Origin of the sequence: Kocuria sp. ZOR0020 (assembly GCF_000800955.1) — a bacterium.
In the GTDB taxonomy this organism is placed as follows: Bacteria; Actinomycetota; Actinomycetes; order Actinomycetales; family Micrococcaceae; genus Kocuria; species Kocuria subflava.
Genome location: NZ_JROX01000128.1, coordinates 1 through 16,692, shown reverse-complemented (window position 1 = coordinate 16,692; position 16,692 = coordinate 1). Strand labels below are relative to the sequence as shown.

Genomic DNA, 16,692 nt, shown 5'->3' with positions numbered 1-16,692 from the left:
AGTACCAGCAGCCGCAGTACCAGGGGCAGCCATACCAAGCTCCGCAGTACATGCAGGGCACTGGTGGCCAACAGCCCTCCCCGTATGCACCGCCCCCAGCACCTGCCAAGGGCAAACCACCTCTGTGGTTGGGAATTGTGGTCACCTGCCTGGCACCTGTGCTGGCCGTTGTGGGCCTGATCCTGGCATTTGTGATCGGTCAGCAGCAGCTGGATCAGGAAATCGCCGACGCCGACCCCGGAATCACGCACGAGCTGCGCGCAGGCACCCTCTACACCCTCTACACCCCGGAGGACGACGCCGTCCTGGCCTCTGGGTGCACCGTGGTGAATCCGGACTTTGACCAAGTGACCCTGATTCCAAGTTCCGCCACCACCCAGACCGATCCTGACGGAGTGGTGTACCGGGAGACCGGTGAGTTCACCACGGATCAAGAAGGCACCTACCGGATACTGTGCGACGGTTCCTTTGACACCGTGGCAATTGCAGGGGACGGCTTTGTGACCATGGGCTTGGGTGGTGTGGTGGCCGTCCTGACCGCGCTGGGCCTGGGGACCTTGGGCATTGTGTTAATTGTGGCCAACCGCATCACAGCGGCCCGCGCACGGCGCGCAACCACTCCCTACGGGCCGTACTGAGCAGGCCTCGATGGCATACGGCAACGCTGAGGTGAACCACTTGGCTCACCTCAGCCGTGAGGATCAAGCGGCCGCGCGCGTGGATCTGCAACATCAGCTCTACGAGGTGGACGCGGAACTTGCGCGTACCCCACCACCCCGATGGCCCTGGGTTGCCACACTTCTGGTCTGCCTCAGCGGGCCTCTGGCTGCGGCTTTGCTGTTGGGCATCACCCCGTTGGGCAACCTCTACCTGGCACAGAGGATTCAACAAACGCAGGCCTCGTCCACCGTCACCGTGGAGGAAGGCAACGAGTACCTGGTTTTTCTGGCGCACGACCCTTCTGCTGCCAGCACCCAGTGCAGCAGCTCGGACGGTCACATGCGTGGGTCCTTTGCCCCCGATCCCCTCCTGCACGTGGGTGACCAGTGGTTCAGCCAGGTCGGGGACATGAGCCCTGAACACAGTGGCGACATCACGTTTGAGTGCAGGACCTCTGAGCGGCCCCGAGTTGTCCAGGAGGACGGCCTGCAGCCCGTGGTGATTGAGACCCAGCTGCTGAGCGTCCTACCAGCCCTGCAGGTGGGAGCACTCGTGCTTGCCGCACTACCTGCCGTTGCGGGTCTGATTCGCATCTACGGTTATTTCCGGCACCGTCGATACATCTCCGAACTTGATCTCATCCGAACTCGCATCAACTGGATTCTCCAAGGAAAGGTACCGTCATGAGCACTCCCACCAACGGAACTCCGGAGCCCACCGGAACTACCGGGCCCCATGGAACTCCTGGGCCCCATGGCTCCGATCTGCCCCAATACAACGCGCAGACCAACCAGAACCCCTACGCCACACAAGGGCAACAGCCTCACTACGGCCAGTCCCCCTCCGGTCAGCAACCCCAGGGCTCGGGCCAGAAGATCAAGGGAACACCGCCACTGTGGTTGGGCATCACCCTGGCTGTTGCCGGGCCGTTGTTGGGAATCCTCCTGCTGGTCATCTCGGTGGTGTCCATGGCCGGGACCGCTCAGGACATGGCCAACGCGGAATCGGGAAGCACTCACACCCTGGAAGCGGAGCAGAGCTATTGGGTCATGTCCGCCGACCCCACCGTCTCGTCCGGCTCGGCCGGCTCCTGTTCCATCTACGACCCCCAGACCAATTCCATCGAGTTCGAGGCAACCGAGACCTCCACCAGCGCATCCAGCGATGATGGCCAGAGCGTCACCGTGCTGGGTACCTTCACCTCCGCGGATGCAGGCGAGTACGACATCTATTGCTCGGGGCTTGCCAGCAGCGACCTCTACGTGGCCAAGGCCAATATCAGCGGCCTGGTGGGAGGTGCCGTGGGCATCTTGGGCGGCATCCTGCTGGGTGGCCTGCTCTTCCTGGTGGGCATCGTGTTGATCATCGTCAACCGGGTGACGGCATCGCGTCGTCGTCGTGCTGCAGGTTTGGCCTGATCAGCGCCACTTACCGTGGCAATTTTGTGCCGCCTCAGATGCGGATGGCGCCGGTGACGGTGCCGTCTGGATAGCATGGACGTCACGACCGGGGGCCGGGTCGACCGCAAGAGTCGGCCCGGCCCCCTGCGTTGACCCACACCGCCGACGCCCGAAGGACCGCTGCCGTGGCCAAGTCCGCCAACCCTCCCAAGACCGACGACGACATCGACTTTGCGGTTCCCCTGGCCAAAGCCGTGGACCCGCTGGTGCTGGCATTGGATGTTGGTTCAACGGCCAGCCGCGGGAGTCTGCATGACGCTGAGGGTGTTCCGGTTCGCGGCTACCGGCACAAGATTCCGCACGCCTTCACCACCGGAAGCGGCGGCAAGAGTGTGATCGACCCCGATCAGGTGGTGGAGGAACTCGGCACCATCATTGACGTGGTGATCGGTTCCCGGAAGGAGCTGATCGGCCGGGTCAAGGGCGTGGCCATTGACACCTTCGCCTCCTCCGTGGTGGGAGTGGACGCCAACCGCCGCGCCACCAGCCCCTGCTACACCTACGCCGATTCCCGCAGTACACCTCAGCTGGCACAACTGCGCTCCGAGGTGGGTGAACACGAACTTCAGCAGCTGACCGGCGCACGACTTCACACCTCTTACCTGGCCCCACGATTCCGGTGGTTGCGGGAGCACGAACCGGAGATCTTTGCGCAGGCCAAGCGGTGGGTCTCCCTGGGTGAGTACTTCCACATCCGCCTGCTGGGCAAGGCCCGGGCAGGCACCGCCATTGCCGCGTGGAGCGGCCTGCAGGACCGGCACACGGGCAACTGGTCCGAGCGCATGCTGGAGCTGGCCCAGATCGACCTCTCCCACCTGTCCCTGATCGCCCGGCCCACACAACCCATCCTGGAGGTGCCGGCAGGTATCACCCAGCGCTGGCCGGCCCTCAAGGACGCCAAGTGGTTTGCCCCCATTGCAGACGGTCTGGCCCAGAACGTGGGAGCCGGAGGCCGGGACTCCTCCACCGTGGTGACCTCCATGTCCACCTCCGGTGCCATGCGGGTCATGCTGCACAGCGCTCCGGAGGAGATCCCCGCGGGGCTGTGGTGCTACCGGGTGGATGACCACCGCTACCTGTTGGGTGGGGCCATCAACGACGTCGGACGTGCGGTGGACTGGGCCGAACGCACCTTCAGGCTCCCGGAGGGAACCGAAGTGGCAGACGTGGCCACCCAGGCCTACTCCCAGGACGTGCCCGTGTTCCTGCCCTACCTCAGCGGCGAGCGCTCCACCGGCTGGGTGGGTGGCGCACAAGCACATGCCGTGGGCATCACCGCGTCCACGGAACCGCAGGACATGGTCCGCGGCGTGATGGAGGGGATTGTGGTGTCCCTGGGCCGTGTGGCCGAACAATTGAAGGAGGCCGCCGGCGACGTCGAACGTCTGGTCACCACCGGCGGTGTGTCACAGAACGTGCCCGGGATCCAGCAACTTCTGGCGGATCAACTGGGCAGGGAAACCATCCAGGCCACGTTCAAACGTTCCACGCTGCGCGGGACCGCCATCATGGCCCAAGAAGTGCTCTCCCCGGACACTGAGCCGGTGGAAGCACCGCGCAGCCAGACCTTCAAGCCCAAGAGCAAACACCGCCGCCACTGGGAGGACCTAGCCCAGCGTTACCAGGAGGCCTACACCCAGTTGGTGTCTGCGTGAGGGCAAGGTTTCCGCTGTGCCATTGACTCGCGACCAGGTGGTGGATGCCGCTTTGACAGTGGCCGGTGACTACGGCTTGGGAGATCTGTCCATGCGTCGCGTGGCCACGGAACTGGGCGTTCAGGCAGGTGCGCTCTACTGGCACGTGGCCAACAAACAAGAACTGTTGATTGCCGTGGCTCAACGCATCCTGAACCCGAACGACGGCGCCCCCACCTGGCCGTCAGAACCCGCCCGGGTCCTGGCCGAGTTCCGGCGGCGGCTGATGGCCGTGCGTGACGGTGCCGAGATCGTGGCGGTGGCCCACGCCGACCAACCCCTGTACCTGCCACCAGCCCCTGAGTTGGCGGCACAGTTGGAAAGCTTGGGGGTCAGTGACTCGGCTGCCGCGGCCCAGAACTTGGTGCGGTGGGTCCTGGGCTCGGTCCTGACGCAGCAGACCGCCCAGGCCCTTGCGGCAGCGGACACCCGGAATCAGCCCTCCGCCACCGCTGTGGCTGACCGATTTGAACGCGAGTTCACCTGGGGTCTGGAGCATCTTGTGAGGGCGGCTGCGGCCAAGGCCTGAGCCAGGCTTTCGGACGGCCTGGCTTGTTTGACGGCTTGTTCACCGGCACCGCTTCAATGCCCGGACCCGCTGGACACTTCCCCGATCCGCTGGAACTGCCCCGATTCGCGGCATTCCGTTTACTCAGCGGTACAACAGCAGGGCCTCGCCCTGTCCACCCCCGCCGCACAAGCTCACAGCTGCTTTTCCGTGGCCACGACGTGACAGTTCCAAGGCCGCAGTGAGAGCCAACCGTGCCCCGGAGGCACCAATGGGATGGCCCAGTGCAATGGCGCCACCGTGAATGTTGGTCTGCTTCAGCGGGTAACCCAGGTCAGCCAAAGACTGCAGGCTCACGGCGGCAAAGGCCTCGTTGATCTCCACGAAGTCCAGGTCGGCCACGCCCCATCCGGCCTTGTCCACAGCGCTCTTGATGGCCTGTGACGGCTGGGAGTGCAGGGAGTTGTCCGGGCCGGCCACCTGTCCGGAGGCACCCACCGCGGCCAACCAGGACAAACCCTTTTCCTCCGCCCAGCTGCGGGAGGCCAGCACCAGGGCGCAGGCGCCGTCGGACAGTGGGGAAGAATTGCCGGCCGTGATGGTGCCATCAGCACCAAAAGCCGGACGTAGTCCGGCAAGAGACTCTGCCGTGGCATCCGGGCGGATCCCCTGGTCCGCATCCACGGTCACGGGCTCTCCCTTGCGCTGGGGAATCTGCAGGGCAGCGATCTCCTGGGCGAACACCCCGGCCGCCGCCGCCGTCCCGGCCAGCTGGTGGGAGCGAGCGGCAACCTGGTCCTGGGACTGGCGGGTCAGGCCGCGTTGCGAGTTGCCGCGCTCCGTCAGGGTACCCATGGCAATGTTCTCCGCTGCATCCACTAGGCCGTCGTGGGCCACGGCGTCGATCATGGTCACGTTGCCATAGGCGGTTCCTTGGCGGGACCCCGGTAGAAGGTGGGGTGCGTTGGTCATGGACTCCTGGCCGCCGGCCACCACCACATGCGCCTCCCCCGCCCGGATCATGCGGGCGGCATCCGTGACCGCAACCAAGCCGGAGAGGCACACCTTGTTGACGGTCACTGCCGGCACTGTCATGGGAAAACCTGCCTTGACCGCTGACTGCTTGGCGGGGTTCTGCCCGCACCCGGCCTGCACCACGTGCCCCATGATCAAGTGCTCAACCTGCGCCCCTGACACTCCTGAACGCTCCAAGGCGTGCTGGATGGCGTGAGCCCCCAGGTCAGTGGCCTGCAGGGAGGCCAACTGCCCCAAAAGCTTCCCTTGCGGTGTACGTGCTCCGCCCAGGATCACAACGTCCGTGCCGTCGGTCTCCCCGGCGGCGGCAGATCCGTGGTTCAGGTGGTGGGTCATGGGTCTCCTCCTGCACGTCATCGTGCTTGGTGTGCCGTACAAGGCTGGTGTGCTGTACAGGGCTGGTGGCCTCACCCGTGCTGTGCCTGAGACTCACCAACAGTCATGTGACGTCCAGTTTGGCATCTGATGTGTTCTGCGTGACAGGATGAGCCCGTTACCCATCAAGAGCGACTTAGAGACCTGGCTCGTTGACGTCGCAGCAACCATGATGTGACCCGCTGGTCAGTCAAGGTGCTCCCGCCAGGGCCGATGGAAAGGACGTGCAATCACGCATGCTGAATTCTGACCACATCCAAACCACACACGTGGGCTCCCTGCCCCGTACTCCGGAGCTGTTGGAAGCCAATCAGGCCTACCAGGACGGGTCCATCACCTGGGACCAGTTGGTGAGCACCATGCAGCAGGGTGTTGTGGACATCGTGGCCAAGCAGCGCCAGCTGGGGATCGACGTCGTCAACGACGGCGAATACGGGCACACCATGTCCTCCTCCGTGGACTACGGGGCGTGGTGGAACTACTCGTTCTCCCGTCTGGGCGGATTGAGCCCTTCCGACGAGGACCGCTGGGCCACCACGGAAAAACACCGTTCCTCCCCGGGCAACATTGTGCTGACCACCTTCACGGACCGCCGTGACCGGGAGAGGTTCAGGGAGGCATACGAGGATCCGTCGTCGGGAATCCTGACCGCGCGCAAGGCCGTCACGCAACCCAAGATCACCGGTCCGCTGACCTACACGGGTCAGGAGGCGGTGGCCGCGGACATTCGCAATCTGAAGTCCGCATTGGAGCACACCGGCGCCACCCAGGGTTTTGTGGCGGCACTGTCCCCGGGCTCCTGTGCGCGGGTGACCAACGAGTACTACAAGACCGATGAGGAGTTGGTCTACGCGTGCGCCGATGCCATGCGTGAGGAGTACAAGGCCATCACGGACGCGGGACTGATCGTGCAGATCGATGACCCGTCGATCGCCGAATCCTGGGACCAAATCAACCCCGAACCCTCCGTGGAGGACTACCTGGGGTTCATCCAGTTGCGGATCGAGGCCCTGAATCACGCACTGCGCGGGCTGCCCCAGGACCAGATCCGCTTCCACCTGTGCTGGGGATCCTGGCACGGCCCGCACACCACGGACCTGGAACTCAAGCACCTGCTCAAACCGCTGTTGTCCATCAACGCCGGTGGCTACTCCTTCGAGGCTGCCAACGTGCGTCACGCCCACGAGTGGAAGCTGTGGGCTGAGGCCGATCTGCCCGATGACAAGGTGATCATCCCCGGTGTGGTCTCCCACTCCACCAACGTGGTGGAACACCCGGAGCTGGTGGCGGACCGGATTGAGAACTTCGCCTCCGCTGTGGGCCGCGAGCGCGTGGTGGCCTCCACCGACTGTGGTCTGGGCGGACGCCTGCACCCGCAGATCGCATTCGCCAAGCTGGAGTCCCTCACGGCAGGCGCCCGCCTGGCCACCGAGCGCCTCTTCTGATCCACCCCCCTCCCTTTCTTCTTCGCCGAGTGGGCCGTTTGATCGCCCCTGAGCGCTGAGCGGCGATCGAACGGCCTACTCGGCAGCATTGACACACACCTGGAGACTTTCATGCAGCACTCAACAAACCGCATCCTGACCACCCACGCCGGTTCCCTTCCCCGCACCCGGGACCTGATCGACGCCGCAAAAGCCCGCGTTGCCGGGCAGGACTACGACCGCCTGTTGGCCACCGCAGTGGACCAGGTGGTGGCCCGCCAGACGGAGGTGGGGATCGACGTCGTCAACGACGGCGAATACGGCCACGCCATGGCTGAAGACGTGGACTACGGCGCCTGGTGGCACTACATCTTTGCCCGCCTGGACGGGCTGGCCCCCGGTACCCGCACCTTGGCCGACCAGCCCGTCCACCGTTCCGAACCCGGAAACGTGAAACTCACCAGCTTTGGGGATCGCCGCGACTGGGGGAAGTTTGCGCAGGCGTACCAGGACCCGTCGTCGGGAATCTTCACCGGCAAACCGGCACCGTTCCCGGTGTTCAACGGGCCCATCCGCTACGTCGGCCAGGAGGCTGTGCAGCGCGACATCGCCAATCTGAAGGCCGCCATGGACAAGTCCGGGGCCACGCAGGGCTACCTGGCTGCGCTCTCCCCCGGATCCTGCGCGCGCCTTGAGGACAACCACTACGGCAACGAGGACGACGTCCTGGCCGCCTGCACCCAAGCCATGCGTGAGGAGTACAGGGCCATCACGGACGCGGGGCTGATCGTGCAGATCGATGACCCCTCCATTGCGGAGAACTGGGACCAGATCAACCCCGAACCCACCGTGGAGGACTACCTTGCCTTCACCCGGAAGCGAGTGGATGCCATCAACACCGCCCTGGAAGGGATCCCTGCCGAGCAGGTGCGGTTCCACCTGTGCTGGGGCTCCTGGCACGGTCCGCACACCACGGACATCGAGTTCCGTCACATCGCCGAACTCATGCTGGAGATCAACGCCGGGGCCTACTCGTTCGAAGCCGCCAACGTGCGCCACGAACACGAGTGGAAAATCTGGAAGGACCTGGAACTGCCCGCTGACAAGGTCATCATCCCCGGTGTGGTCTCCCACGCCACCAACGTGGTAGAGCACCCGGAGCTCGTGGCCGACCGGATCGAGCGCTTTGCTTCTGCTGTGGGCCCGGAGCGCGTGATCGCCTCCACCGACTGCGGGCTGGGCGGCCGGGTTCACCCGCAGATTGCTGCCGCCAAGTTGGAAACCTTGGTGGAGGGGGCGCGGATCGCAACCTGGCGGTTGTTCTGATCCCCCGGTCCCCTCCCCACCACTCGGGCCCCAGCCGACCGGGCCACACCCGCCACACCCGCCACACCCGCCGAGTAGGCCTTTTGATCGCCCCTGAGCGCTGAGGAGCGATCAAAAGGCCTACTCGGCGCTTTAGTGAGGTCACGACGACGGCGTGGAGCGCCCCTCCGCGTCCACCAAAGAAAATCGTATCTGATGTGCCGAATACTGGTACAGCCATCACAGCGCCGCTTAGTATGCCGTTAATTACCGATCAATCGGTAAGTAAATCGGGGCGGCCTCGCCCCCACCTCACGGAAGAGATCCATGAGCACTACGGCGAGCTCTGGCTCCACACACGGCCATGAGATGACTCGCGAGGAGAAGAGGGTCCTTGCGGGCACACTGGTGGGTACCACCATCGAGTGGTACGACTTCTACATTTACGCGCAGGCTGCAGGTTTCATCCTGGCCACCCACTTCTTCAACCCGCTGGGCGAGGAAAACGCAGCCATGGCCCAGGTGGCCTCATGGGCATCTCTGGGCATCTCTGGGCATCAGCTTCCTGTTCCGCCCGCTGGGCGCCATTGTGGCTGGGCACGTGGGTGACAAGTTCGGACGCAAGGTGGTTCTGGTGATCACCCTGGTGGGCATGGGTGGCGCCACCACATTGATCAGCCTGCTGCCCACCTACGCCACCATCGGCTTGTGGGCGCCCATCCTTTTGATGTTTCTGCGCATCCTGCGGGGCTTCTCCGCGGGTGGCGAATGGGGCGGTGCCGCGCTGATGGCCGTGGAACACGCACCGCGGCACAAGCGCGGCTCGTTCGGCGCCTACCCCCAGGTGGGCGTGCCCCTGGGCATGCTGCTGGCCACCGGTTTCATGTTCCTGATGACCTCCATGCTCACCCCCGAACAGTTTGAGGCCTGGGGTTGGCGCGTTCCGTTCCTGTCCTCCGTGGTGCTGATTGTGGTGGGCTATCTGATCCGTATGACCGTGGATGAATCCCCCGTGTCAAGGAGATGCAGCTGCGCAAGGCCGAATCCTCCGCTCCCCTGGGGCAGCTTGTGAAGAACCACAAGCGCGAGGTCAGCCTGGCCGCATTCATCTTTGCCGGCAACAACGCCCTGGGCTACATGGTGATCGCCTTCTTCGCCTCCTACGGCACCAGGACATTGGGCATGGAACGCACGGACACCTTGATCGCCTCCCTGGTGGGCGGTGTGGGCTGGCTGATCTTCACCATGTTCGGTGGTTACATCTCCGACCGCATCGGACGCCGCCTGACCTTCCAGATCGGCTACGTCATCCTGATCCTGTGGTCCATCCCCATGTGGTTCCTGCTGGACACGGCCTCCCTGCCGCTGTTCGCCGCCGCGATCTTCCTGCTGACCATCGGCCTGGGCCCCTCCTACGGACCGTAGTCGGCCATGTACGCGGAGATGTTCCCGGCCCGCGTGCGTTACTCCGGAGTGTCCATCGGCTACGCGTTCGGGGCGATCATCGGTGGCGCCTTTGCCCCCATGATTGCGCAGCTGATCCTGAACCAGACGGGCCAGGGGTGGATGATCGGCATCTACATGGCCGCCATCAGCTTGGTCTCCCTGATCGCCGTTTCCATGGTGCGCAAGTCGGACCAGGGCCGTGACCTCCACGTGGAAGAGGTCCTCCGAGCCGAAGTCGGATTCGTAGTAGACCTCCGGGGTCAGTGCCTCCTCCCCCAAATAGTGGGAGAGGCTTTCCAGGATGCGCTGCTTGCGCTGCTCGGCAGGCAGTTTGAAGACCTCATCTGCCTTCTCATCAGAGACAAAGCCCACCAGTGTGCCGCGGGTGTCCCCGTGGTTGGTGTTGTCATACACCTCCTGGGACACCTCGGCGGCTCCGAATCCAGTTCCGCACAGACCCTTGTCACGCCAGAACGGGGTTGGGTAAACCGCATGGACCTTGATCACGATGCCCAGCGATTGGTGCTGGTGCATCTGGTGCTGCAGGCGCGGCAGCGGGGGTTCAAAGGAGATGCGGGAGTACAGGTTCGGCGGAACCGCCACAATCACCTGCTGGGCCTTCACGGTGACCGTCTCCGACCACACGGTGACCCCCGCGCCGGGAACGTACTCGGCGTACGTGTCCTCAGGACCACCCCACTGGATGGTGCGCACGGGAGTGTCCAGGAAGACGGCGTCCTCCCCCAGCTGCTCGGCCATCTTTTCCGAGACGGACTGCATGCCACCCACCACACGGCGGTCCAGGATGAAGTCCTCGTCCACCAGGTTGGAGAAGGACCCTGCGGAGGCTGCCATAAGCACGGCCTGCAGGGTGGAGAAGGAATGGGAGGGCTTGGTCAGCATGCCCCCGGCCACATAGATGCCGATGTTGTTGCACGCCGCCTCGTCCTCGGAGAGCTCACGCAGCCAGTGGTGGAAAGAAACGGTGTCCAGCTCGCGGGCTTTGGGATGTGCCCAGGGCTCAGTGGCTCCCAGTTCCGCGGCCAGGTCATCCAGGATCCCGATCAGCCGTTCCATCTCCGCAATGGTCTGTTCACCGGCGGGGAAGGTGGGCCCGGTGTAGGTGTGTTTGGAGCCGTCCGGGGCAATGTAGACCGAATCCCCGTCACGGTGCCGGGCAAATGTTTCCAGCCCCAGGTCATGGATCAACCCCAATAGTTCGGTCTGATCCGGAGAGACCCACTGGCCTCCGATTTCCAGGAAGGCGCCGTCAATCACCCGGGACCAGGTTCGGCCGCCCACACGGTCACGAGCCTCCAGAACGGCCACGGACTTGCCTGCAGCCTGGAGGGTGCGAGCGGCCATGAGCCCTGCCGGTCCCGCACCCACCACCACCACGTCACGCTCGATCGCCTCAACGCTGCCCAGGGTCCTCTGATCTGACATGTGGCCTCCTTCACTTAAAATGAATGTGATTCATTAAGGCGTAGGAGGACAATTGCGTCAACCCCCGGCCGGGTACTTTTTACCCACAAGCAACCCACCACCACAGCCACCTGGAGCAACCGCGTGAAGCAGGAACCGGCAGCAACAGCACGACGACGCGGCCGCCCCACCTCCGCTGTTCTGAGCCCCAAGCGCATCACCTCGGCCGCCACCAAGATCATCCACACCCGCGGGGTCAAGGCACTGACCATGTCCGCGTTGGCCTCTGACCTGGGGGTCTCCGTCTCCGCGCTCTACAACCACACCCCGTCCAAACACCACGTGCTGCTGGGCGTCCAGGATGCGTTGAATGCGGAGATTGATTGCAGCGGCTTTGGCACGCTGCCTTGGGATCAGGCGCTCACGCTGTGGGCCCGGTCCTACCGAGAGGTCTACGCCCGCAATGTGGAGCTGATCCCGGTGATGGCGGTGTTGCCGGTGGCCGATGCCCCGCACACCTTGTGCATGTATGAATCCGTGGCAGCCGCTCTGGTCACTGCGGGATTCCCACCGGGCCAGGTGGTCAACATGATCGTGGCCGTGGAGTCTCTGCTGTTCGGCTCCGCCTACGACGCCACGGCCCCCGGCGGATTGTTCAACCCCGGCAAGTTGGCGGAGTTGGCACCCACCTTCACGGGCGTCGTCGCTGTCCGGACCGCTGACCCGGCCGAAGGTGCGGACCAGGCTTTCGAACTCGCCCTGGAAGCCCTGCTGACAGGATTCCGCACCCTCCTCTGACCGCCGAGACCGAGGTTTCCGCCCGGTTCACCGGCACGCATCGGGCAGAAACCTCGGTCTCGGCAGAGGGGTCACTTCAGGAAGCAGGTGATGCGGGCCGTGCAGACGCGCTCACCGGCATCATCGACGACGACGACCTCGTGACTCGTGGCCGTCTTTCCCATCCTGATGGGGGTGGCCGTTGCGGTCACAAAACCTGATGCGGCCGACTTGTGGTGCGTGGCGTTCACGTCCACCCCCACGGCCGCCTTGCCCAACTCGGCGCCGTGCAGGAAGGCGCCAATGGAGGCCACCGACTCGCACAGGGCAATGGTGGAACCACCGTGCAGCAGCCCCATGGGTTGCCGGTTGCCCTCCACCGGCATGCGCGCCACCACTCGGTCCTTGGATGCCTCCAGATAGGTGACCCCCAGCCGTTCATCCAGCTGACCGGGATGGCTGTTGAGCACCGGGACGGGGTCCTTTGCGGAAGCCAGGGCACGGATCTTCTCCAGCCCAGCGCCATCAGAAGCGGAAGCGGGTGCTGCTGCGGCGGCGTCGTCGGAGGGCATGGCTCCGGCCAGCCGGGGCGCGCGGTAATCAGCCGGAGCCGGGTCCTCCCGCAGCCAACGGTCGGAGTCAGCGGCGGTGGGGTCTTCGTGAATGTGCTGGCCGGACGGGTCCTGATGCGTCATGGTCTCCCCTGAGTGGTGATGTTGCTGTGCGTGACTCACATCATCCGCCACCGGCCTGAAGAAACGCTAGGCTGACAAAAACGTGTCACGTCACCTAAGTAAGGGACGTGCATCCACCCTGCATGAACCAGGGAGTCAGCATGAAGATCGGGATCATCCTGGGATCCGTCCGCGCCGGCCGCAACGGCGAACAGGTGGCCAACTGGGTCAAGGAAACTGCCGAGGCCAAGGGAGGTGCCGAGTTCGAGCTAATCGACCTCAAGACCTTTGAGCTTCCCCGCATGGCCGCCTCCACCGTTCCCATGGCGGCCGGCAAGGAGTACTAGGACGCCGAGGTCACCCGCTGGTCCCAGACCATCGATTCCTGCGACGGCTACATTTTTGTGACCCCCGAGTACAACCACTCGATCCCGGGTTCTTTCGAGGAGGCCGTGGACACCTTGGGCCCGGAGTGGGCAGCAAAGTCCACCGGCCTGGTGGGCTACGGGTTCAGCGGTGGCGTGCGCGCCGTGGAGCACTGGCGCCAGATCCTGGCCAACTTCCACCAGCACGTGGTCCGCTCCGCCGTGGAGGTCAACCTGGCCAACAACATGGAGGACGGCCAGCTGGTGCCCAATGACCACATCAACGGCGTGCTGAACTCCCTGATTGAAGAGGTTGAGGCCTCCATCAAGCGCTACCAGGCCTGAGCCTCTCACCCCCGCCGACCCCCGGCTCCCACAGCGGAGACCGGGGGTCGCGTGTTTACGCGGTGGGCGATGACCTTGGGTGCCGCCACACCCTCCCGTTTAGTCTGGCCGCATGACCCACCATGATCAGACCCACGACGACGGCGCCCTGACGGTGCTCACCCCCTCCACCTTTGACACCTCGGTCCGGGCGCAGGACGATCTGTTCCGCCACGTCAACGGCCCGTGGCTGGATTCGGTGGATATCCCTGATGACAAGCCTCTGACCGGCGCGTTCATGGTGTTGCGCGACCGTGCCGAGGAAGCCGTGCGCGGCATCATCACCGGCGTTGAAGCCGGGGAACCGGGCTCGGTGGAGTCCAAGGTGGCTGATCTGTACGCCTCTTTCATGGATCAGGAACACATCGAGTCCTTGGGTGCTGCCCCCTTGCAGCCTGACTTGGATGCCGTGGACGCGGTGACCGACGTCGCGGGATTGCAGAAGCTGTTCGGCACGCTGCTGGCTCGCGGCATCGGCTCCGTTCTGGGTGTGGACAAGGATGCCGACCCCGGGGACCCCACCCGCAACCTGGTGTTCGTGGGCCAGGCCGGGCTGGGTCTACCGGATGAGGAGTACTACCGAGAGGAAGCCCACGCCCAGATCCGGGAGCAGTACCTGGGGCACATCCAGAGGATGTTCGCCCACGCCGGATTCAACGACGCCGGGGATCAGGCCCAGCGGGCCTTCGAACTGGAAACCGCCATTGCCACCCATCACTGGGACAAGGTGGAGGTCCGGGACCTGACCAAGATGTACAACCCGTTCAGCTGGTCCGAGCTGACGGAGTCGGCGGGAACATTCGATTGGTCGGGCGTCGTCGTCGAGGGTCTGGGGGTTCCGGAATCGGCAATGGAAACCGTGGTGAATGCCCAGCCGTCGTTCTTCACCGGGCTGGAGGAGCTGCTGACCCCGGCGCGTCTGGAGCAGTGGAAGTCCTGGGCGCGGTGGCGCGTGATCACGGGGCGTGCAGCGTATCTGTCCAGCGCGTTCGTGAACGAGGACTTTGCCTTCTACGGCACCACACTCTCCGGAACTCCCGAGTTGAAGGAACGGTGGAAGCGCGGGGTGGGGCTGGTCAACGGAGTGCTGGGTGAGGCCGTGGGCAAGCTCTACGTGGAGCGGCACTTCTCCCCCACCGCCAAGTCACGCATGGATGACCTGGTGGCCAATCTGCTGGCCGCCTACCGGTCCTCCATCCAGACGCTGGACTGGATGACCGACGACACCCGCGCGGAGGCCCTGAAAAAGCTCTCCGCCTTCACCCCCAAGATCGGTTACCCGGAGAAGTGGAAGGACTACTCCTCCCTGGAAATCCGGGCCGATGACCTGGTGGGCAACATTGTGCGGACCTCCGAGTTCGAACTGGCCGAGCTGATCCGCAAGGCCGGGCAGCCCGTGGAGAAGCACGAATGGCTCATGACCCCGCAGACCGTCAACGCCTACTACCACCCGCTGCGCAACGAAATCGTGTTCCCGGCAGCCATCCTCCAGCCCCCGTTCTTTGACGAGGAGGCCGATGACGCCGTGAACTACGGGGCCATCGGGGCTGTGATCGGCCACGAAATCGGTCACGGCTTTGACGACAAGGGTTCAACCGCCGACGGCGACGGCCGCCTGCGCAACTGGTGGACCGACTCCGACCGCGCCGCCTTTGAGGAACGCACGGGCAAGCTGGTGGAGCAGTACGACGGCCTGGTTCCCGAACAGCTCGCCGGTTCTGAGGATGCCCCGTCCGTGAACGGGCGCATGACCCTGGGCGAGAACATCGGGGATCTGGGCGGGCTGTCCATCACCTACAAGGCGTGGGAACACTCCCGCGGGGTGGCGGATCCGGTGCCGGCCTCCTCGGAGCTGGCCGACACGGACCCCCCCTCCGCTGACCCTTCCGCCTTCTCCGACACCGACGACGCCGGGCTGACCCCCGCGCAGAAGCTCTTCCTGTCCTGGGCTTTCGTGTGGCAGCAGAAAGCTCGCGATGAAGCGGTGGCCCAACGCCTGGCCGTGGATGTCCACTCCCCGAATGAGTTCCGCGCCAACCAGACCGCCCGCAACATTGACGCCTTCCACGAGGCCTTCGGCGTGAGCGAATCGGATGACATGTGGCTGGCTCCGGAGGATCGCGTGCGCATCTGGTGAGGTGATGCACCCAGGGTGAACGGGCGGCGTCGTCGCTGCCTCCGACCCCGGGGTAGGGGCCGCAAGAACTTTGGGCATGGATAGGGCGGATTCCAGACTCGGAATCCGCCCTATCCATGCCCAAAGTCTGCTCAGGTGAGAGCCCAGGCAAACGCCCAGGCGCAAGCTTGGCTCAGGCCGTCAGCACCACCTTGACCGCCTGGTGTTCGGCGGCGTTGGCAAAGAGGTCGTAGGCCTCCTCGATCTGATCCAGCTTGAAGTGGTGGGTGGCCATGGCGCGGGCGTTGAGGCGACCGGCGCGCACCATGTTGAGCAGCTTGCCCACGGTGTTGCAGTCCACCAGGCCCATGCGCAGGGTCACGTTGGAGATCCACATGTCCTGAATGGGCAGTTCCACCGCCTTGCCGTGCACACCGGCGTTGGCCACGGTGCCGTAGGGGCGCACGATCTCCAGGCAGGTCTTGAAGCTCTGTGGGATGCCCACGGCTTCAATGGCAACGTCCACACCCAGGCCGTCCGGCGCCATGGCCTTGACCTTCTCCACCAGGTCCGGGTCCCCGGCGTTCACGGCGTCCGTGGCACCGAGCTCCAGAGCCTTGTTCATGCGGTTCTCGTCCAGGTCAATGGTAATCACCCGGCCGACACCGCAGAGGTTGGCGGTCATGATGGCGCCCAGCCCCACGGGTCCGGCTCCCACGATCGCCACGGTGTCACCGGGTTTGGTGTTGCCGTTGAGGATGCCGATCTCGAACCCCGTGGGAAGGGGAGTCGGCCAGGAAGATCAGGTCTTCATCATCCAGACCTTCCGGTGCGCGGTGCACCGAGGTCTCCGCAAACGGCACACGCACGTATTCGGCCTGGGTGCCGTCGATCAGGTGACCGAACACCCAGCCGATGCCGCCCAAGGTCTGGCAGTGGGAGGGCTGGTTGGCCTTGCAGTAGGAGCATTTGCCGCAGTTGGTCACCGCAGGCACCAACACACGGTCCCCCACGGACAAGCCGGTCACAGCATCCCCGACTTCC

General features: G+C 64.6%; 13 protein-coding genes, 3 pseudogenes and 1 riboswitch. Of the genes and pseudogenes, 11 read left to right on the top strand and 5 right to left on the bottom strand.

What is annotated here, in order from left to right:
• The 5 genes from L979_RS08150 to L979_RS08130 form a co-directional block, all read left to right on the top strand.
• Positions 1–638 (top strand): hypothetical protein (locus L979_RS08150; RefSeq protein WP_197052109.1); only part of this gene is annotated, 638 nt, incomplete at its 5' end.
• 10 nt (positions 639–648) lie between these two features.
• A complete protein-coding gene (locus tag L979_RS08145; RefSeq protein ID WP_047691404.1) occupies positions 649–1,347 on the top strand; it encodes a hypothetical protein in 699 nt (232 codons plus the stop codon).
• Positions 1,344–2,078, top strand: a complete 735-nt coding sequence (locus tag L979_RS08140; protein ID WP_047691402.1) for a hypothetical protein — start codon at positions 1,344–1,346, stop codon at positions 2,076–2,078. The genes L979_RS08145 and L979_RS08140 overlap by 4 nt, the downstream gene beginning before the upstream one ends.
• A 167-nt stretch (positions 2,079–2,245) precedes the next feature.
• Positions 2,246–3,775 (top strand): gluconokinase, encoded by a 1,530-nt coding sequence (locus L979_RS08135; RefSeq protein ID WP_047691400.1) that lies wholly within the window; start codon positions 2,246–2,248, stop codon positions 3,773–3,775.
• A 16-nt stretch (positions 3,776–3,791) separates the two neighbouring features.
• Positions 3,792–4,343, top strand: a complete 552-nt coding sequence (locus L979_RS08130; protein WP_047691397.1) for a TetR family transcriptional regulator — start codon at positions 3,792–3,794, stop codon at positions 4,341–4,343.
• 123 nt (positions 4,344–4,466) lie between these two features.
• On the opposite strand, the gene L979_RS08125 is transcribed toward L979_RS08130, so the two are convergent.
• Positions 4,467–5,693: an acetyl-CoA C-acetyltransferase gene (locus L979_RS08125; protein ID WP_052209679.1), complete on the bottom strand. Its 1,227-nt coding sequence runs from the start codon at positions 5,691–5,693 to the stop codon at positions 4,467–4,469.
• Between the two features lie 158 nt (positions 5,694–5,851).
• Positions 5,852–5,952, top strand: a riboswitch (SAM riboswitch).
• Between the two features lie 16 nt (positions 5,953–5,968).
• Here L979_RS08125 and L979_RS08120 point away from each other — a divergent pair.
• The 3 genes and pseudogenes from L979_RS08120 to L979_RS08110 all read left to right on the top strand — a co-directional run.
• Complete coding sequence (locus L979_RS08120; RefSeq protein WP_047691394.1) at positions 5,969–7,177, top strand: cobalamin-independent methionine synthase II family protein; 1,209 nt, start codon at positions 5,969–5,971, stop codon at positions 7,175–7,177.
• A 111-nt stretch (positions 7,178–7,288) separates the two neighbouring features.
• Positions 7,289–8,482: a cobalamin-independent methionine synthase II family protein gene (locus L979_RS08115; protein WP_047691392.1), complete on the top strand. Its 1,194-nt coding sequence runs from the start codon at positions 7,289–7,291 to the stop codon at positions 8,480–8,482.
• Between the two features lie 306 nt (positions 8,483–8,788).
• A pseudogene (locus tag L979_RS08110) lies at positions 8,789–10,126 on the top strand (MFS transporter); the annotation flags it as partial.
• On the opposite strand, the pseudogene L979_RS15070 reads toward L979_RS08110, so the two are convergent.
• A pseudogene (locus L979_RS15070) lies at positions 10,127–11,353 on the bottom strand (flavin monoamine oxidase family protein); the annotation flags it as partial.
• A gap of 123 nt (positions 11,354–11,476) precedes the next feature.
• On the opposite strand from L979_RS15070, the gene L979_RS08105 reads away from it, so the two are divergent.
• Positions 11,477–12,130, top strand: a complete 654-nt coding sequence (locus tag L979_RS08105) for a TetR/AcrR family transcriptional regulator (protein ID WP_047691390.1) — start codon at positions 11,477–11,479, stop codon at positions 12,128–12,130.
• Between the two features lie 71 nt (positions 12,131–12,201).
• On the opposite strand, the gene L979_RS08100 is transcribed toward L979_RS08105, so the two are convergent.
• Positions 12,202–12,804 carry a PaaI family thioesterase gene (locus L979_RS08100; protein ID WP_369792984.1) on the bottom strand — a complete coding sequence of 201 codons (603 nt, stop codon included), beginning with the start codon at positions 12,802–12,804 and terminating at the stop codon, positions 12,202–12,204.
• A gap of 122 nt (positions 12,805–12,926) precedes the next feature.
• Here L979_RS08100 and L979_RS16735 point away from each other — a divergent pair.
• Positions 12,927–13,493: pseudogene (locus L979_RS16735) on the top strand (NADPH-dependent FMN reductase).
• A 112-nt stretch (positions 13,494–13,605) separates the two neighbouring features.
• Positions 13,606–15,669: a M13 family metallopeptidase gene (locus L979_RS08090; protein WP_052209678.1), complete on the top strand. Its 2,064-nt coding sequence runs from the start codon at positions 13,606–13,608 to the stop codon at positions 15,667–15,669.
• A gap of 172 nt (positions 15,670–15,841) precedes the next feature.
• Here L979_RS08090 and L979_RS16730 read toward each other — a convergent pair whose 3' ends face one another.
• Together L979_RS16730 and L979_RS16725 are read right to left on the bottom strand one after the other, a co-directional pair.
• The gene (locus tag L979_RS16730) at positions 15,842–16,375 is read right to left on the bottom strand and encodes a zinc-binding dehydrogenase (RefSeq protein ID WP_231559459.1); all 534 of its coding nucleotides are present in this window, start codon (positions 16,373–16,375) and stop codon (positions 15,842–15,844) included.
• A 4-nt stretch (positions 16,376–16,379) separates the two neighbouring features.
• The coding region (locus L979_RS16725) for an alcohol dehydrogenase catalytic domain-containing protein (RefSeq protein ID WP_231559458.1) at positions 16,380–16,692 on the bottom strand (313 nt) is incomplete at its 5' end.